The following is a 17,984-nucleotide window of genomic DNA, read 5'->3' as shown; positions in this document are numbered from 1 at the left end:
GTGACGGCGGTGTCATTGCGAGGGGGGCGGCGGCGCGGTGGCCGCGTCGCCGTCGCGGCGTTCGTAGCCGGCGACGGCCAGGGCGCGGTAGGCAGCGTAGGCGGCGGCCGGTTCGGGCGACTCGACCCACGGCAGGGCGCCGACATAGCCGTCCACGGCCTGGACGGCCTGCATGGCCTCCTCGTAGCGCTCGGCGCGGACGAGGAAGCAGACGAGCAGGTGCAGGACGTGGGCGCGGACGGGGTGGTCGTCGTCGGCGCCGTCCACCGCGTACTCGGCCGCCTCGATGGCGTCGCGGACGACCTGGCTCTGGTACATGCCGCGCACCAGGTTGGCGTCGGGCAGGTGGTCGTAGACGGCGAACAGCGGCAGTGCGGGCAGCAGGCTGCCCTCGGGGGCGCGGGCGGCGGCGCCCTCGGCGAAGGCGTAGGCGTCCTCGCGGGAGCCGTGCCACTTCTGCGACCAGTAGGGCAGGGCGGCCAGGTGGGCGCCCATGTGGTGCGGGGCGCGGCGGACCACCTCGTCCCACAGGGCCTGGAAGTCGGCGCGGCGGTCGCCGAGGGCGCGGGCGGCGAAGAGTTCGGTGATGTACGGCGTCGGGTCGGCCTCGGCGAGCGCCGCCGCCTCGCGGGCGGCGTTGCGGGCCTCCTCCAGGACGATGCGGTGGTCGGCGGAGCCGGGGTCGGCGAGGGCCTGCCAGACGAGGAACTGGGCGTACACCTGGGCGGCGCCGCGGTCCCCTGGCTGCTGGGCGCGCCAGTCGCGCAGCCAGCGGGCGTCCTGCTGCCGGGCCTCGCTGGGGGCGTTCTTGGTGAAGGAGACGGTGGAGAGGTCGGCCGGGTCGGCCGGTGCCTTCGGGGGGCCCTCGGCGGCGCGGGCCCGGGCCAGCTCCATCGCGGCCGCGCCCGCCGCGGACTGGACGCGCTGCCAGCGCAGCTCCCAGTCGTCGTCGGTCAGGGCCAGGAGGCGGGCCATCGGCTGCCAGTCCTGGGTCCGCTGGGTCTCGGTGAGGGCGTCCACCAGCTCGTGGTCGGGACCCGGCAGGCGCACGTCGAGTTCGTCCGCGGGGACGAAGCCGTACGCGCCGGGGTCGTTCGACCGGGTCATTCCGCCCATCGCCTCCTTGGCGGCCTTGCGCCGCCGCACGGCCGGCAGGACGAAGAAGCCGACGACGCCGCCGACGAGCAAGAGGAACACCACGAACTCCATGGCTCCACGGTACGGCCGTTTAGGCTCGGCGTATGAGCCACCAGCACTTCGAGACGCTTGCCATCCACGCGGGGCAGGAGCCGGACGCCGCGACCGGCGCGGTCGTGCCCCCGATCTACCAGGTGTCCACCTACAAGCAGGACGGGGTGGGCGGGCTGCGCGGCGGCTACGAGTACAGCCGCTCGGCGAATCCGACGCGCACCGCGCTGGAGGAGAACCTCGCCGCGCTGGAGGGCGGCGCGCGGGGGCTGGCGTTCGCGTCGGGCCTCGCGGCGGAGGACTGCCTGCTGCGCGCCGTCCTCACCCCGGGCGACCACGTCATCATCCCGAACGACGCCTACGGCGGCACCTTCCGGCTGTTCGCCAAGGTGGCCGAGCGCTGGCAGGTGCGCTGGTCGGTGGCCGACACCTCGGACCCCGACGCGCTGCGCGCGGCGCTCACCGACCGGACGAAGGTCATCTGGGTCGAGACGCCGAGCAACCCGCTGCTGGGCGTCACCGACATCGCGCAGGCCGCGGACGTCGCCCGCGGGGCCGGGGCGCGGCTGGTGGTGGACAACACGTTCGCCAGCCCCTACCTCCAGCAGCCGCTGGCGCTGGGCGCGGACGTGGTGGTGCACTCGACGACGAAGTACATGGGCGGCCACTCCGACGTCGTGGGCGGCGCGCTGGTCACCGCGGACGCGGGGCTGGGCGAGGAACTGGCCTTCCACCAGAACGCCATGGGCGCCATCGCCGGGCCGTTCGACGCGTGGCTGGTGATGCGCGGGGTGAAGACGCTGGCCGTGCGCATGGACCGGCACTGCGCGAACGCGGCGCGCGTCGCGGAGATGCTGGAGGCGCACCCGCAGGTGACGGAGGTGCTGTACCCGGGGCTGCCGGGCCACCCCGGGCACGAGGTGGCGGCCAAGCAGATGCGGGCGTCCGGCGGGATGATCTCCTTCCGGGTCGCCGGTGGTGAGGAGGCGGCGGTGGAGGTGTGCGACCGCACCGAACTGTTCACCCTGGGGGAGTCGCTGGGCGGCGTGGAGTCGCTGATCGAGCATCCGGGACGCATGACGCACGCCTCCGCCGCGGGTTCGCTGCTGGAGGTGCCGGGCGACCTGGTGCGGCTGTCGGTGGGCATCGAGTCCGCGGACGACCTCGTCGCCGACCTGACGCAGGCGCTGCGGTAGCGCCCGCACGGCGCACCGCCGCGCGGCCTTCCGGGCGCGGCGGTGCGGGGCCCCGTCGGAGGACGGGCGCCGAAGGACGGGGCCGGGCGCTCAGGACGCGGGGACGCCGGGGGAGTGCAGTTCCGACAGCGCGTCGTTGAACCGGGTCAGCAGGGCGCAGAAGGCGTCGCGCTCCTCGGCCGTCCAGTCCTCGGTCAGCAGCGCCATCAGCGCCCGGCGGGACGCCCGCACCTGCTCCAGCCGGGCGGCGCCGCGCGCGGACAGCTCCAGCACGACGGCGCGGCCGTCCTCCGGGTGGGACGTGCGGTTGACCAGGCCCGAGTCCACCAGGGGGGCGACCTGGCGGGTGACGGTGGAGGAGTCGATGCCCATGCCGGACGCCAGCGCCTTCACGCCGGTGGGGCCGTCCTGGTCGAGGCGGTTGAGGAGCAGGTAGGCGGCGCGGTCCATGGAGTTGCGCGCCTGTCCGACGCCGCCGAGGCGGGTCTGCTCGGCGCGCCGCGCGAAGACGGCTACCTGGTGTTGCAGTGTCTCGAACGCCGGTTCTGCGGGGGGTGTCTCACCGGCGGGGCGGGGTACGGAGGGTGTCGTCATGTCCGGTTGCGTGGGCATGGCCGGGGTGCTCGCTTCTGTGGACGTTCGGCTTACGACGTGCATCGGTACGGCGGGGGATCGGTACGGCGGATTCGGGTACGGCGGCCGGCGCGGTGCGCGTGCTGCTCGGTGCGGTGCGCGTGGTGCCGCCGTGGGGGTGGTTCGCGTGGGTGCGGGCCGTTTTGTGTGTTGCTCGGAGTGTTTGGGCGTGCGGTTGCGGTGAGGGTGGCCACAGGGTACGCGGGTTGGGCGCGTCCCGTACCGGTGCTGCGGGTAACGACCTCGCAGCGCCACCGGTCGAGGGCCCCGGGCGGCGCTGCGAGGATGGCCGCATGGATGACGTTCCCCGTTCCCTCACCGTCGATGACGTACGGGCCGCCCACAAGGCGCTCTCCGGGGTCGCCCGGGTCACGGCGATGGAGGGCAGCCGCCACCTGACCGGTCTGGTCGGCTCCCCGGTCCATCTCAAGTGCGAGAACCTGCAACGTACCGGTTCGTTCAAGATCCGCGGCGCGTACGCCCGGATCGCGGCCATGCCCGCCGAGGAGCGGGCGCGCGGCGTGGTCGCCGCGAGCGCCGGGAACCACGCGCAGGGCGTCGCGCTCGCCGCCTCGCTGCTGGGGGTGCGCTCGACGGTGTTCATGCCGGTGGGCGCCCCGTTGCCCAAGCTGGCCGCCACCCGCGAGTACGGCGCGGACGTGCGGCTGCACGGGCACGTGGTGGACGAGGCGCTGAGCGCCGCCCAGGAGTACGCGGCGAGCACCGGCGCCGTGTTCATCCACCCCTTCGACCACCCGGACATCGTCGCCGGGCAGGGCACCGTGGGGCTGGAGATCCTGGAGCAGTGCCCCGAGGTGCGCACGATCGTCGTCGGTGTGGGCGGCGGCGGGCTGGTGGCCGGGATCGCGCTGGCGGTCAAGGCCCTGCGGCCCGACGTGCGGGTGGTGGGCGTGCAGGCGGAGGGCGCGGCGGCGTACCCGCCCTCGCTCGCGGCCGGACACCCGGTGTCGCTGGACGCGGTCTCCACGATGGCCGACGGCATCAAGGTGGGGCGGCCCGGCGACGTCCCGTTCAAAATCGTTGGCGCTCTGGTGGACGAGGTCCGTACGGTTTCGGAGGACGCGCTGTCGAGCGCGCTGCTGCTGTGCCTGGAGCGGGCGAAGCTCGTGGTGGAACCCGCGGGGGCCAGTCCGGTGGCGGCGCTGCTCACCGATCCGGAGTCGTTCGCCGGGCCGGTGGTGGCGGTGCTGTCGGGGGGCAACGTCGACCCGCTCGTGATGCAGCGCACGCTGCGGCACGGCATGGCGGCGGCGGGCCGCTACCTGTCGCTGCGGCTGCGGCTGTCCGACCGTCCGGGGGCGCTCGCGGCGCTGCTGGCCGAGTTGTCAGTGGCCGACGCTAACGTCCTCGACGTCAGCCATGTCCGGACCGATTCCCGGCTCGGGCTCACCGAAGCGGAGGTGGAGCTGCACCTGGAGACGAAGGGTCCCGAGCACTGCGCCGAGGTGACGGCGGCCCTGTGTTCGGCGGGGTACACGGTGCGCGGCTGACGGCGGAACCCGGGGCCGCGGGCCCGGCAGTGACGCGATACATCGCGTTGTACTACGGTACGCGTACTGCGTCGTCTCGCCCCTCCGTCCCCAGATGCCTCACATTTCCGGCGCACGTAACATTCCGTATATATCCCCCCAAACCTTGGGAGAAACCACGACATGCCAGGCGCCATTTACGCCGAAGGTCTGGTGAAGACGTTCGGCGAGGTCAGGGCTCTGGACGGCGTCGACCTCGATGTCCCCGAAGGCACGGTTCTCGGTCTGCTCGGCCCGAACGGCGCCGGCAAGACGACGACCGTCCGCGTGCTCACGACCCTGCTCCGGCCGGACAGCGGCCGGGCGGTCGTCGCCGGGCTCGACGTGCTGAAGCAGCCCACCGACGTCCGCCGGTCCATCGGCCTCTCCGGCCAGTTCGCCGCCGTCGACGAGTACCTCACCGGCCGTGAGAACCTCCAGATGGTCGGCCAGCTCTACCAGATGTCCGCGAAGGACGCGAAGAAGCGTGCCGTCGAGCTGCTGGAGCGGTTCAACCTCGCCGACGCCGCCGACCGCACCGCCAAGACGTACTCCGGCGGCATGCGGCGGCGCCTCGACCTGGCCGCCGCCCTGGTCGTCAGCCCGCCGGTGATGTTCATGGACGAGCCCACCACCGGGCTCGACCCGCGCAACCGGCAGCAGCTGTGGGACGTCATCCAGGAGCTGGTCGCCGGCGGCACCACGCTGCTGCTGACCACCCAGTACCTGGAGGAGGCCGACCGCCTCGCCGACGACATCGCCGTCGTCGACCACGGCAAGGTCATCGCCCGCGGTACCTCCGACGAACTGAAGGCCCAGACGGGCGGCGAACGCATCGAGGTCGTCGTGCACGGGCGCGACCGCATCGGAGAAGCGCGCCGGATACTCGCCGGACGCGCCCTGGGCGGCGGCGAGGTGGCCGTCGAGGAGCACACCCGCAGGCTGACCGTGCCGGTCAGCGGCGGCGCCAAGCTGCTCGCCGAGGTCATCCGCGACCTCGACGCGGAAGGCATCGAGATCGACGACATCGGGCTGCGCCGCCCCACCCTGGACGACGTCTTCATCTCGCTCACCGGCCACGCCGCCGAGCAGCGGGCGGACGAAGGAAGCGACACGGACACGGAGGTCGGCAAGTGAGCGCCACGGCGGGTGCCGCGGACACGAAGCGGCAGGCGGTGGCCCCCCGGGGCCGCGGCGGGATCGGCCAGTCCCTCAAGGACTCGCTGATCATCGCCAAGCGCAATCTCATCCGGATGATGCGCATTCCCGAGGTCGTCATCTTCGGGCTGTTCCAGCCCATCATGTTCGTGGTGCTGTTCAGCTACGTGTTCGGCGGCTCCATGGCGATCGGAGGCTCCACCAACGCCGAGGACTACCGCAACTTCCTGATGGCCGGCATCTTCGCCCAGACGGTCACCTTCGCCACCGCGGGCGCCGGCGCGGGCATCGCCGAGGACATGCACAAGGGACTCGTCGACCGGTTCCGCTCCCTTCCCATGTCACGCGGCGCGGTACTGACCGGGCGCACGCTGGCCGACCTGGTACAAACGGCCCTGACCCTGCTCGTCCTCGCGATAGTCGCCCTGTTCGTGGGCTGGCGTACCGGCTATGCGGAGCCCACCAACCTGGGCAACGTCCTCGGCGGCTTCGCCCTGCTGCTCTTGCTCGGCTACGCCTTCACCTGGATCGGCGCGCTGATCGGTCTGACCGTCCGCACTCCCGAGGCGGCGACCTCGGGCGGCCTGATCTGGCTGTTCCCGGTGACGTTCGTGTCGAACGCCTTCGTGGACCCCAGCCAGATGACCCCCTGGTTGCGACACGTTGCCGACTGGAACCCGTTCAGCGCCACTGTGCAGGCGTGTCGTGAACTCTTCGGCAGCCCAGGAGTGCGGGCCTCGGACGCCTGGCCGATGGAGCACCCGGTGTGGGCCTCGCTGATCTGGTCGGTCGTGATCATCGCCATCTTCCGCACCCTCGCGGTCCGCAAGTACCGCCAGGCAGCCGGTTAGTCCACGGCCTCGCTGGAACGAGTCCGCCGCCTTCTGCCGTCGAGGGCGGCGGACTGCTCTCGCACCGGGCAAGCGAAGGATTCTCCCTCCCGCTGGCCCTTCAGGCCACCCGCCCACCCTCATGCTGCAGGCCATCCGAGAACGCAGGATGGAAACGTGCAGGCTCACGGGCGCCCTGATAGCCGGACCCGTCTGGTTCAGGCCCGCTGACCGGCTTGTTGTCGCTTGCTGCACCGGCGGGGGATTTCGCTGCCGTCGAGTCGGGCAGCGAACCGATGTGCCCGCTCAGCGGACGGCGAAGCCCCCGGCGGCTCGGTCACGAGCCAGGCCGGGGGCTTCGGCGTGCGTGCGGCGCGGGGCGCCGGTCGGCGGGCGGCCGGTCGGCGGGCGTCAGCCCTGGTAGGGCTTCGCCTCCAGGATCCTGACCGTCGCCTTCTTGCCGTTGGGCAGCTCGTACTCGGCGTCGTCGCCCACCTTCCGGCCGTTCACGCCGCCGCCGAGCGGGGACTGCGGGGAGTACGTCTCCACGTCCGTGCTGGCGTACTCGCGGGAGGCGAGGAGGAAGGTCAGCGTGTCGTCCGGGTCTCCGTCGAAGGCGATGGTGACGACCATGCCGGGGGCCACGACACCGGTGTCCGCGGGGGCCGCGCCGACCTGGGCGTTCTCCAGGAGCTGGGTGAGCTGGCGGATGCGCAGCTCCTGCTTGCCCTGCTCCTCCTTGGCCGCGTGGTAGCCGCCGTTCTCGCGCAGGTCACCCTCTTCGCGAGCCGCCTCGATCTTCTTGGCGATCTCGGTGCGTGCGGGACCCGACAGATACTCCAGCTCCGCCTTGAGCTGGTCGTACGCCTCCTGAGTGAGCCAGGTGACGTTGTCGCTGGTCTGGGTCACAGGTGCTCCTTGCGGGTACTGGGGATATAAGCAAACGCCCTGTCCAGACGATGGTGCCTGACTGGACGGGCGAAACATCGACCATAACAATTTCCGGGAAAAACGGAAGATGGCGTGACGTGCGCGTGCCGGGCGCGGCACAGGACCGCCCCGCCGCCCCCGGGGCCTGCGGGCCGCGGGCGGCGGGGGCGGTCCCGTCAGTCCCGCAACGGGCGGCAGCCGACGAGTTCGGTGGCGTAGGCGCGGTCCGTCGTCCGCAGCGTCACGACGCGGTCCACGCGGCGCTCGCCCCCGGCGAAGGTGTAGTCGGCCCGGCCGACCTCGGCCTTGTCGACGGCCAGCGCGCGCACCGAGCACACGCCCGTGAGACCGGCGTCCTTGCGGACCTCCAGGTGCGCCCGCACCTCGCTGTCCGAGACCGTCTCCGACTTGATCACCTCGGCGCTCACCGCGCCGGCCTCGGTGACGTAGGAGTACCCGAACCAGCCCAGCAGCGCCAGGAAACCCGTGCCGAGCACCGCGCCGACGATCTTCAGCTGCCGGTCGGTGCGGGCGTCGTCGTCCCGCCCGGACCGGCCGTAACGGCCTGCCGGGGGACGTTGCTGCTGGTCAGCCATGGTCGCGTCCAGTCGTGTCCGTACCGCTGCGATGCGGGGCGGGACGGGGAATAGATCCGGGTGCTGCTTGAGTCACTATAGAAGCCGTGTTCCGTCACCAGTAACGAGGATCGAGCCTTGACTGAGCAGCTCCGACTCATGGCCGTGCACGCCCACCCCGACGACGAGTCGAGCAAGGGCGCGGCGACCATGGCGAAGTACGTGTCCGAGGGGGTGGACGTGCTGGTCGCGACGTGCACGGGCGGTGAGCGCGGCTCCATCCTCAATCCCAAGCTCCAGGGTGACGCCTACATCGAGGCGAACATCCACGAGGTGCGCCGCAAGGAGATGGACGAGGCCCGCGAGATCCTGGGCGTCAAGCAGGCGTGGCTCGGCTTCGTCGACTCCGGCCTGCCCGAAGGGGACCCGCTGCCGCCGCTGCCCGAGGGCTGCTTCGCCCTCCAGGACGTCGCGGAGGCGGCGGGGGCGCTGGTGAAACTCATCCGCGAGTTCCGCCCGCACGTCGTCACCACCTACGACGAGAACGGCGGCTACCCGCACCCCGACCACATCATGACCCACAAGATCACCATGGTGGCCTTCGACGCCGCCGGGGACCCGGACGCCTACCCCGAGGCCGGCCCGGCCTGGCAGCCGCTGAAGTGCTACTACAACCAGGGCTTCAACCGGCCGCGCACCGAGGCGCTGCACAACGCCATGGAGGAGCGCGGGCTGGAGTCCCCGTACGGCGAGTGGCTGAAGCGGTGGGACGAGTTCCAGCGGGCCGAGCGCACCCTCACGACGTTCGTCCCCTGCGGCGAGTTCTTCGAACTGCGCGACAAGGCGCTGATCGCGCACGCCACGCAGATCGACCCGGAGGGCGGCTGGTTCCGCGTCCCGATGGAGCTCCAGCGGGAGGTCTGGCCGACGGAGGAGTACGAGCTGGCGAAGTCTCTGGTGGACACCTCCCTCCCCGAGGACGACCTCTTCGCGGGCATCCGCGACAATTGACGCCATGAGCCCTACCCACGCCGTGCTGGCCTCCCCCCACTCCGCCGGGCTGCTCCGGCTCGCGGAGGAGTTCGACGAGAACAAGGTGACGCCCGGAGTCCTCGGATTCCTGGTGTTCGCCGCGATGGGGCTGGTGATCTGGTTCCTGATGAAGTCCCTCAACCGGCGGATGCAGAAGGTCGACTTCGACCAGGACGCCCCCGCCGCGCGCCCCGACGCGGCCCGCACCGCCTCCCGGGACGGCTGAGGCACCTCCCGTCCGCCCGTTCCGCCCCGAGCCGGGGCGGAACGGGGCACGGCCGTCAGCGGACGCCCACGCCCATCACGTCGCGGGACTGGCGGTTCGGCACCATGCCCGACTGCCAGATCCGCCACCCCGCCTCCGGTTCCACGCCCCGCTCCAGCATGAGGGCGTACGCCTCCGCGCTGTCGGCCAGCAGCGGGTCCCGGTCGGGGTGGCCCTCGCGCAGCAGCTGGGCCAGCTCCTCCTGGGCGACGGCCGCGCCCACCACCGAGCCGCCGGGTGAGGCCAGCGGCAGCAGGGTGCAGCGCAGGAACCGGGCCCAGTCGCCGCCGCGCCGGTCGGGGCCCGGCGCGTCCGGGTCGCCGTAGCCGGCCGCGAACAGGGCCAGTGCCTCGTCGGCCAGGGCGAGGGCCTGGGTGGCCCTGCCGTTGCCCGCCTCGATGATGACCAGCTCCAGGGCCGACCACGCCTCGCCGTGGACGACGCCGATCCGCTGGAAGTCGCTGCGGGCGTCCTGGAGGAGCTGGCGGGCGAACCCGCTGTTGCGCAGCGAGCCGGAGTCCGCGGCGCGCTGATCGCGGTTGACCCGGCCCAGGTGGTGCCGGGCGCAGGCCAGCCCGTAGCCGTCCCGCATGCGCGAGAAGCCCGCCCTGGCCCGTTCCAGCTCCTGCACAGCCGCGGCCCTGCCGCCCGTCTCCTCCAGCGCGAGCCCCAGGTAGTACTGCGTCCACGCGGCGCCGCGCGGGTCCTCGCCCTCGCGGTGCCGCACCAGCGCGCCGTGCAGGTCCTCGACGGCCTCGTGCGCCTCCCCGGAGGCGAGCCGGGCCCGGGCCAGCTCGGTGAGCGCCCACGCCTCGCCGCGCCCGTCCTGGGTGCGCCGGTACTCCTCCAGCGCGTGGTGCAGCTCGGCCTCCGCGGCCGGGACGTCACCGGCGCGCAGCAGCGTCTGGCCGAGCTGGAAGTGCGCCCATGCCTGGCCGTGGACGCTCTCGCTCTCGCGGTGCCCGGCCAGGGACTCGTGCAGCAGGGCCAGCGCCTCGCCGACGCGGCCCCGGTCGCGTTCGACGGCGGCGAGGGCGTGGAGCGTCCACGCCCGGTCCCCGAGCAGCTCCTCGCCAATCTGGAGCTCCAGCGCCTCGCGCAGCTTCGCGGCGGCCTCCGGGAGCTGCCCCTGGTGGTGCAGCGTGATGCCCAGCTCGCGCAGCGTCCTGGCCGCCCCGACCGGGTGCTCGGCCTCCAGGTAGAGGCTGACCACCGAGGACAGCGTCGTGTGCGAGCGGTCCAGCTCGCCGAGCTGGCGGGCGGCCACGCCGGTGCGCCACTGCACGGAGCGGGTGAGCAGCCCCTGGTCCACCGTCTCGGCCATCTCGTTCAGCTCGCCGAGCCGGTAGAGGTCGCCGCGCAGCAGGCAGTAGTCGCACAGGGCGCCCAGCAGGTGCAGCAGCGCCGACTGGTCCACGCCCGGGTCGGTGTGCCGCAGCGCCGCCGTGATGAAGCTCGACTCCTCGTCCAGCCAGCGCAGCGCCGCCTCCAGGGAGGGGAAGCCGTGGCCGCCGAAGTGCCCGGCGGCGCGGGTGGACGTCTTGCCGTCCACCATGCGGATGACGGTGTCGGCCAGCTCCGCGTACGAGCGGATCAGCCGCTCCTGCGCGGCGGCCCGTTCGCCCGCGTCCTCCTCGTCCAGCAGCCGGGCCAGCGCGAAGTGCCGCACGAGGCCGTGCAGCCGGTACCGGGAGCCGCGCACGTGCGCGAGGAGCCCGGCTTCGGCCAGCGCGGCCAGTTCCCGCCCGGCGCCGCGCTCGTCGGTGCCCAGCAGCGCCGCCCCGGCCCCGGCCCCGAGGCTGGCCCGTCCGGCGAGGGCGAGCCGCCGCAGCAGCGTGCGGCCCTGGTCCGACTGGTCGGCGTAGCGCAGCGCCAGCGCGCGCTGCACCGGGTCCAGCGTGCCGGACGGGTCCAGGGCGGCGAGCTGCCGCGCGACCGCGCCCGCGCCGCGTCCGGGGTCGGCCAGCGCCGAGCCCGCCAGGCGCAGGGGGAAGGGCAGCCGTCCGCACCGGGCCGCCAGCTCGTCGTACCCGGCGGCGTCGTACGCCGCCTCCGCGGCGCCGGACCCGGCCACCGCGCGCAGCAGTTCCTCCGCGCCGCCCGCCGCCAGGCCGTCCAGCTGGAGGTGGTGCACCCAGGCGGTCAGCTCCGGCGGCAGCCGCAGCGCTTCGGCAGCGGTGACCAGGACGAGGCTGTCCGAGCGTTCGGGCACCAGCGACGCCACCTGCGCGGCGTCCGTGGCGTCGTCCAGCACGACCGTCACCGGCAGGCCGTCCAGGTGCCGCTGGTACAGCTCGGTGAGCCGTCTGAGCTGCTGCTCCGTGGCCGCCTGCTCCCGGCCGGAGGGGCCGCGGAAGAGGAGCTGCTCGCGGGGCGCGCCGAGCCGGTTCAGCAGGTGCAGCAGCGCGTCCCTGGTGCCCAGCGGCGTGCCGTCGGCCGTGTCGCCGCGCAGGTCCACGACGCAGGCGGCGCGGAACTGGTCGCGCAGCTCGTGCGCCGCGCGGACGGCCAGCGCGGTGCGCCCGGAGCCGGGCGGCCCGTGCAGCACGACCACGGTGGGCCGCGTCTCGGTGCTGGCCCGCGCCTGGTGGACCCACTGCCCGATCCGGGCCAGCTCGGCCCGGCGCCCGGCGAACGGCTCGGGGGCGGCGGGGAGCTGGTCGAAGGAGTGGGCCAGCACGTTCCGCTGCCGGGCCGCCGCGCTGCGGTCGCCGCCGCGCAGCCGGACCCGCCCCTCGCTCCGTGCCCCGGAGCCGCCACGGGCCCGGGGCACGGTGGCGCGCTGCTGCTCCAGGTAGGGGCGGATGCCGCGCACCTCCAGGGCCGTCAGCCACGCGAGCCGCAACTGCTCGACGCCGCCCGGCTGCTGGCGTGCGCCCGCCCCGGACTGGGCCGCCCACAGGTGCGCCGCGACGATCTGCCCGAGCGCCCCGGCGACCCCGGCCGCCAGGACGACCAGGGCGGCGCCGAGGGCCTGCCCCGAGCCGTACTCGCGGTCCCACAGCATGACCGCCACCGCGGCGACCAGCACCGCGCCCGCCACCGGGCCCAGCGCCCGCGCGGTGAACCGCTCCGCCAGCCGCCCGGGGCCCGCGGCCTCCAGGGCGCCGGTGTAGGCGGCGTACTCCCCGGCGGCGCGCGCGGCGATCTCGTCCAGCGCCGCCCGCCCCCGCGCGAGCAGCACACCACCGTCCGTCCGCCCGCCGGAGCGGCGCACCTCCTCCTCGACGGCGCGGACGAGCACCCGTTCCGCCTCCGCGCGGTGATTCTGTGTCAGTTCCGCCACTGCCCCCGCCATACGCACCTCTCCGTAGGTCCCGGCGGTTAGTTTCCCGCTTCTGCCCGCCCCCCAACCCCGCGACGGCCGCGACCCCGTCACGGCCGCGCCACGCGACGGCGTACGCGCGGCGCAGCGACGGCGCACGGCACGGCTGAACGCGCCGGTGACGCCGGACTGCTCCGCGCAGAAGCGGGCGGGCGGACCTCGGCCTGAGCGCGGACACGCGGGCAGGGCCCGACGGGCCGCCTCCCCTGGAAAGCGCCTGCGGCCTCGGCGAGAACGGGGAGCCCAGCAATCGGCGCTCGCTGGCCGGAGGCACTTTCCGTTTCGCTGATCATCTGCCGGGGAGCCTGCTTCGGGAAGGCGCACGATCACGGACAGACCCGGCGACGAAACGAGGGACGGACTCATGACGGCACAGGCAGTGGTCGGCCTGCTGGCAGACCCGGTGCGGCTGCGGGTGTTCTCCGCGGTGGTGCTCGGCGCGGGCACGATGCCGGAAGCGGCGGCCGCCGCGGGCACCGGGCCGCAGGAGACCGCCATGGCCGTCCAGCGGCTGTGCGGCGGGGACCTCATCGAGGAGTCCGACGGCCGGCTGCTGCCCTCGTTCGCCCACCTCAAGGAGCTGGTGCGGCGCGGCGCGCCGCGGCGGGACGGCGCGGACGGGCACGACACCGGGGACGCGCGGCTGGACGCGCTGCTGAACAGGTTCGTCAAGGACGGCAGGCTGCTGCGCCTGCCGGGGCAGGCCGGCCGCCGCCGGGAGGTGCTGCGCCACCTGGCGGTGGAGACCTTCGAGCCCGGGCGCCGCTACGACGAGCCGGCGGTGAACGACGCCCTGCGGATCTGGGCGGACGGCTCGGGCACCGACCACGTGGCGCTGCGCCGGTACCTGATCGAGCTGAACGTGCTGGCCCGGGCCGCCGGCGAGTACTGGCTGCGCGAGGACCTGGACGAGGAGCCCGCGCGGTAGTCAACCGGTCTGCCACCGCGCCATCCTGACCCGCCTGGTGGAGCGGCACCGACTGGTCGAGGGCAACGCCTCCAGCAGCGAACCCGCGGCGGAGGCGTGCGTCATGCGTCCCGGATGTCGTCGGTGATGTGGATCGCCTACGGAGCGATCCCGATCGGTGCGCTGACCGGCGGCGTCCTGGGCAGCCAGCTGGGGGTGCGGCCGGCCCTGTGGATCCGCGTCCTGGGCACCTGGAGCGCCGCGCTGTTCGGGTACTTCTCCCCCCTGCGCCGTGCAGGCGCGACCTCCCGACGGGCCCCGCGGCCGAGGACTGAGCCCGCCCGTCCTTACCAGCCGTGCCAGGCGACCGGCGTACCGGCGTACCGGACGGGCATTGTGAGAGGCTGAAGCGTATGAACCGGCTGGCTGGTGTGACCTCGCCTTATCTGCTTCAGCACGCTGACAACCCGGTCGACTGGTGGCCCTGGACGCCGGAGGCCTTCGAGGAAGCGCGGCGGCGTGACGTACCCGTCCTGCTGTCGGTCGGCTACTCGGCGTGCCACTGGTGCCACGTGATGGCGCACGAGTCGTTCGAGGACGAGGAGACGGCGGCCTTCCTCAACGCGCACTTCGTCAGCGTGAAGGTGGACCGCGAGGAGCGGCCGGACGTCGACGCCGTCTACATGGAGGCCGTGCAGGCGGCGACCGGGCACGGCGGCTGGCCCATGACCGTCTTCCTGACCCCCGACGGTGAGCCGTTCTACTTCGGCACCTACTTCCCGCCCGCCCCGCGCTCGGGCATGCCCTCCTTCCGGCAGGTGCTGGAGGGGGTACGCGACGCGTGGGCCGAGCGGCGCACGGAGGTGGACGAGGTCGCGGGCCGGGTCGCGCGCCAGCTCTCCGGCCGGGCGGTCGGGTACGCGGAGGACGAGGTGCCCGCGCCGCCCGACGCCGCGGGGCTCGCCGACGCGCTGCTGGGCCTGACCCGGGAGTTCGACGCCGCGCACGGCGGTTTCGGCGGGGCGCCGAAGTTCCCGCCCGCGATGGTGCTGGAGTTCCTGCTGCGGCACCACGCCCGCGCGGGGGCCGGGGGAGCGCTGGAGATGGCGGCCGCCACGTGCGAGGCCATGGCCCGCGGCGGCCTGTACGACCAGCTCGGCGGCGGCTTCGCCCGCTACGCCGTCGACGCGGAATGGGTGGTTCCGCACTTCGAGAAGATGCTGTCGGACAACGCCCTGCTGTGCCGCGTCTACGCCCACCTGTGGCGCACCACCGGTTCGGAGTCCGCCCGGCGGGTGGCCCTGGAGACGGCCGACTTCCTGGTCCGCGAGATGCGCACCCCGCAGGGTGGTTTCGCCTCCGCCCTGGACGCCGACAGCGACGACGGGAGCGGCCGCCACCGGGAGGGCGCCTTCTACGTGTGGACGCCCGCGCAGCTGCGCGAGGTGCTGGGCGAGGCGGACGCGGAACTGGCCGCCGCGTACTTCGGGGTCACCGAGGACGGCACCTTCGAGGAGGGCGCCTCGGTGCTCCAGCTCCCGGACGAGACCGGGCCCCTGGACGCCGCCCGCCTCGCCTCCGTCCGGGAACGGCTGCTGGCCGCCCGGGAACAGCGGCCCCGGCCCGCCCGGGACGACAAGGTCGTCGCCGCGTGGAACGGGCTGGCCGTCGCCGCGCTCGCCGAGACGGGCGCCTACTTCGACCGCCCCGACCTGGTGGACGCCGCCGCCGCTGCCGGTGACCTGCTGCTGGCCGTCCACACCGAACAGCGCGGCGGGGAGCTGCGGATCGCCCGCACGTCCCGGGACGGGATTGCCGGGCCGAGCGCGGGCGTGCTGGAGGACTACGCCAGCAGCGCGGAGGGCTTCCTCGCCCTCTACGCCGTCACCGGCGAGACCGCCTGGCTGGAGCTGGCCGGCCTGCTGCTGGACACCGTGCTGGCCCGCTTCACCGGCGTGGACGGCACCCTCTTCGACACGGCCGACGACGCCGAGCGCCTGTTCAGGCGTCCCCAGGACCCCACGGACGGCGCGACCCCCTCGGGCTGGACGGCGGCGGCGGGCGCCCTGCTGACGTACGCCGCCTACACCGGCGGCGCCCGGTACCGGGAGGCCGCCGAACGGGCGCTCGGCGTGGTGGGGGCGCTGGGCGCGCGGGCGCCCCGGTACATCGGCTGGGGCCTGGCCGTGGCGGAGGCCGCGCTCGACGGTCCCCGCGAGGTGGCCGTCGTCGGCCCGGACGGGGACCCGGACACCGCCGGGCTGCACCGCACGGCGCTGCTGGGCACCGCACCCGGAGCCGCGGTGGCCGTCGGCACCCCCGGACAGCGGTGGCCCGCCCTGCTCGCGGACCGCGGGCTGCTGGACGGACGTCCGGCCGCCTACGTCTGCCGTCACTTCACCTGCGACGCCCCGACGGCCGACGCCGACGGGCTCGCCGAGCGGTTGCGGGCCTGACACACCGGGCGGCGTCCGGGCGGGGAGCCGCCCGGGGTGCGGGGGCCCGGTGCGGGGGCGGCGTCCCCCGGGGTGGTGAAAAACATAACGCGCGGGTGCGGCGCTCGCCGTAGGGTGACGAACATGCAGGTGATCCAGTCCACGAAGCTCGCCAACGTCTGCTACGAGATCCGGGGCCCGGTTCTCGAGGAGGCTATGCGGCTTGAGGCGGCGGGCCACCGCATCCTCAAGCTCAACACGGGCAACCCGGCGGCGTTCGGCTTCGAGTGCCCGCCGGAGATCCTGGAGGACATGCTCCGCAACGTCGGCGGCGCGCACGGCTACGGCGACGCGAAGGGCCTCCCGGCCGCGCGCCGCGCGGTGATGCAGCACTACCAGACGCGCGGCATCCACCTGTCCGTGGAGGACGTCTACCTGGGCAACGGCGTCTCCGAGCTGATCCAGATGGCGATGCAGGCGCTGCTGGACGACGGCGACGAGGTGCTGGTCCCGGCCCCGGACTACCCGCTGTGGACGGCGGCCGTCTCCCTGTCGGGCGGTACGGCCGTGCACTACCGCTGCGACGAGCAGGCCGACTGGATGCCCGACCTCGCCGACATCGAGCGGAAGATCACCGACCGCACCCGGGCGCTGGTCATCATCAACCCGAACAACCCGACGGGCGCCGTCTACAGCGAGGAGATGCTGCGCGGCCTGACGGACATCGCCCGCAGGCACCGGCTGATCGTCTGCTCCGACGAGATCTACGACAAGATCCTCTACGACGGCGCCGTGCACCACTCCACCGCGGCCATCGCCCCCGACCTGCTGACGCTGACCTTCAACGGCCTCTCCAAGGCGTACCGGGTGGCCGGCTACCGCAGCGGCTGGCTCGCGGTGTGCGGTCCCAAGGCGCACGCCGCCAGCTACATCGAGGGCCTGACGATCCTGGCGAACATGCGGCTGTGCGCGAACATGCCCGCCCAGTACGCGGTGGCGACCGCGCTCGGCGGCCGGCAGTCGATCAACGACCTGGTGCTGCCGGGCGGACGGCTGCACGAGCAGCGGGACGCCGCCTACGACCTGCTGACGCAGATCCCCGGGGTGACGTGCGTCAAGCCGAAGGGCGCCCTGTACGCCTTCCCGCGTCTGGACCCGAGCGTCTACAAGATCAAGGACGACCGGCAGATGGTGCTGGACCTGCTGCGGGCCGAGAAGATCATGATCGTGCACGGCACGGGCTTCAACTGGCCCGAGCCCGACCACTTCCGGCTGGTCACCCTGCCCCCGGCCGAGCAGCTCACCGACGCGGTGACGCGGATCGGAACGTTCCTGGACGGCTACAGCCAGCCCTGACCGGCGGGCGTCCGTCCCCGGGCGGGCGGGCCCGGGGACACGTGCGGTTCCTCACCGCGGGCTTTTCTGCATTGGCTACAACTTTAGACAGAGTCCAAGCTAGGATGGTTTCCTGCAACACGTCAGGAGGCCACCCATGTACGAGCCCATCCGTACGAAGTCGGTGCACACCATGGCCGAGGCGGACTCCGGTGTCACGGGCCACCCGCGCCGCTCGCGCGAGGAGGAACTGGACATCCGCCTCGCCGGACACCTCACCGCGCTGCTGACGGTCACCGACGAGCTGCGCGTCCTCGTGCCCGGCCCGGAGCTGGACGCCGCCGCTCACCGGCTGGCCACCCAGGTCGCGCGGCTGCGCGGCGGCACCGCCCCGCAGCGGGCCGAGCCCACCGTCCGTGACACCCCTCCCGGCCGCGTCGAGGCCCTGCACCGCCGCGCCCACACCCTGGCCGGCAACGCGCTCGTCGTCGCCACCGCCCGGGAGGACGTGCCCGGCGAGGCCCTGGCCGCCGCCCGCATGGAGGCGCACGCCCAGGCACTCGGCCTGTAACGCTCCTCCCGGGCCGCGGACCGCGGGCACACGGCCGGTGCCGTGTGCCCGCGGCCCGCTTCGGGGAGGCGCGGC

At 73.7% G+C, this 17,984-nt stretch carries 15 protein-coding genes; 10 read left to right on the top strand and 5 right to left on the bottom strand.

Annotated elements, in window-relative coordinates; translation table 11 throughout:
- Nucleotides 1-12: 12 nt before the first annotated feature.
- Nucleotides 13-1,209 (bottom strand): hypothetical protein, encoded by a 1,197-nt coding sequence (locus V1J52_RS06460; RefSeq protein ID WP_330138619.1) that lies wholly within the window; start codon nt 1,207-1,209, stop codon nt 13-15.
- A 32-nt stretch (nt 1,210-1,241) separates the two neighbouring features.
- Between V1J52_RS06460 and V1J52_RS06455 the strand changes: the two genes are divergently transcribed.
- Nucleotides 1,242-2,384 (top strand): cystathionine gamma-synthase, encoded by a 1,143-nt coding sequence (locus V1J52_RS06455; RefSeq protein ID WP_330138618.1) that lies wholly within the window; start codon nt 1,242-1,244, stop codon nt 2,382-2,384.
- A gap of 90 nt (nt 2,385-2,474) precedes the next feature.
- On the opposite strand, the gene V1J52_RS06450 is transcribed toward V1J52_RS06455, so the two are convergent.
- Entirely contained in the window at nt 2,475-2,996 is a 522-nt protein-coding gene (locus V1J52_RS06450) for a MarR family winged helix-turn-helix transcriptional regulator (RefSeq protein WP_330138617.1), read from the bottom strand.
- Nucleotides 2,997-3,310: 314 nt separating this feature from the next.
- On the opposite strand from V1J52_RS06450, the gene ilvA reads away from it, so the two are divergent.
- The 3 genes from ilvA to V1J52_RS06435 all read left to right on the top strand — a co-directional run bounded on the left by ilvA (nt 3,311) and on the right by V1J52_RS06435 (nt 6,555).
- A complete protein-coding gene (gene ilvA, locus V1J52_RS06445; RefSeq protein ID WP_330138616.1) occupies nt 3,311-4,528 on the top strand; it encodes a threonine ammonia-lyase in 1,218 nt (405 codons plus the stop codon).
- Between the two features lie 162 nt (nt 4,529-4,690).
- Nucleotides 4,691-5,683 (top strand): ATP-binding cassette domain-containing protein, encoded by a 993-nt coding sequence (locus tag V1J52_RS06440; RefSeq protein WP_330138615.1) that lies wholly within the window; start codon nt 4,691-4,693, stop codon nt 5,681-5,683.
- A 38-nt stretch (nt 5,684-5,721) separates the two neighbouring features.
- Entirely contained in the window at nt 5,722-6,555 is an 834-nt protein-coding gene (locus tag V1J52_RS06435) for an ABC transporter permease (RefSeq protein WP_330138851.1), read from the top strand.
- Between the two features lie 390 nt (nt 6,556-6,945).
- Here the strand turns inward: V1J52_RS06435 and greA are convergent, their stop codons facing one another.
- Both greA and V1J52_RS06425 read right to left on the bottom strand, forming a co-directional pair.
- Nucleotides 6,946-7,443: a transcription elongation factor GreA gene (gene greA / locus V1J52_RS06430; protein WP_330138614.1), complete on the bottom strand. Its 498-nt coding sequence runs from the start codon at nt 7,441-7,443 to the stop codon at nt 6,946-6,948.
- Nucleotides 7,444-7,640: 197 nt separating this feature from the next.
- On the bottom strand, nt 7,641-8,060 hold the full coding sequence (locus tag V1J52_RS06425) for a DUF4307 domain-containing protein (RefSeq protein ID WP_330138613.1): 420 nt from the start codon (nt 8,058-8,060) through the stop codon (nt 7,641-7,643).
- A gap of 117 nt (nt 8,061-8,177) precedes the next feature.
- Here V1J52_RS06425 and mca point away from each other — a divergent pair, with 117 nt between their 5' ends.
- Together mca and V1J52_RS06415 are read left to right on the top strand one after the other, a co-directional pair.
- Nucleotides 8,178-9,050, top strand: coding sequence for a mycothiol conjugate amidase Mca (mca, locus tag V1J52_RS06420; RefSeq protein WP_330138612.1), 873 nt, complete (start codon nt 8,178-8,180; stop codon nt 9,048-9,050).
- A 4-nt stretch (nt 9,051-9,054) separates the two neighbouring features.
- Nucleotides 9,055-9,297: a hypothetical protein gene (locus V1J52_RS06415; protein ID WP_330138611.1), complete on the top strand. Its 243-nt coding sequence runs from the start codon at nt 9,055-9,057 to the stop codon at nt 9,295-9,297.
- A gap of 55 nt (nt 9,298-9,352) precedes the next feature.
- Here V1J52_RS06415 and V1J52_RS06410 read toward each other — a convergent pair whose 3' ends face one another.
- Nucleotides 9,353-12,634 carry a tetratricopeptide repeat protein gene (locus tag V1J52_RS06410; protein ID WP_330138610.1) on the bottom strand — a complete coding sequence of 1,094 codons (3,282 nt, stop codon included), beginning with the start codon at nt 12,632-12,634 and terminating at the stop codon, nt 9,353-9,355.
- A gap of 391 nt (nt 12,635-13,025) precedes the next feature.
- Between V1J52_RS06410 and V1J52_RS06405 the strand changes: the two genes are divergently transcribed.
- The 4 genes from V1J52_RS06405 to V1J52_RS06390 all read left to right on the top strand — a co-directional run bounded on the left by V1J52_RS06405 (nt 13,026) and on the right by V1J52_RS06390 (nt 17,909).
- Nucleotides 13,026-13,589: a DUF2087 domain-containing protein gene (locus V1J52_RS06405; RefSeq protein ID WP_330138609.1), complete on the top strand. Its 564-nt coding sequence runs from the start codon at nt 13,026-13,028 to the stop codon at nt 13,587-13,589.
- Between the two features lie 392 nt (nt 13,590-13,981).
- A complete protein-coding gene (locus V1J52_RS06400) occupies nt 13,982-16,024 on the top strand; it encodes a thioredoxin domain-containing protein (RefSeq protein ID WP_330138608.1) in 2,043 nt (680 codons plus the stop codon).
- Between the two features lie 123 nt (nt 16,025-16,147).
- Nucleotides 16,148-17,359 carry a pyridoxal phosphate-dependent aminotransferase gene (locus V1J52_RS06395; protein WP_330138607.1) on the top strand — a complete coding sequence of 404 codons (1,212 nt, stop codon included), beginning with the start codon at nt 16,148-16,150 and terminating at the stop codon, nt 17,357-17,359.
- A 136-nt stretch (nt 17,360-17,495) separates the two neighbouring features.
- Nucleotides 17,496-17,909, top strand: a complete 414-nt coding sequence (locus V1J52_RS06390) for an SCO4983 family protein (protein WP_330138606.1) — start codon at nt 17,496-17,498, stop codon at nt 17,907-17,909.
- Nucleotides 17,910-17,984 lie beyond the last annotated feature (75 nt).

It is taken from the genome of Streptomyces solitudinis (assembly GCF_036323765.1).
Lineage (GTDB): Bacteria > Actinomycetota > Actinomycetes > Streptomycetales > Streptomycetaceae > Streptomyces.
This window is presented reverse-complemented; position numbering and strand designations above follow the sequence as displayed.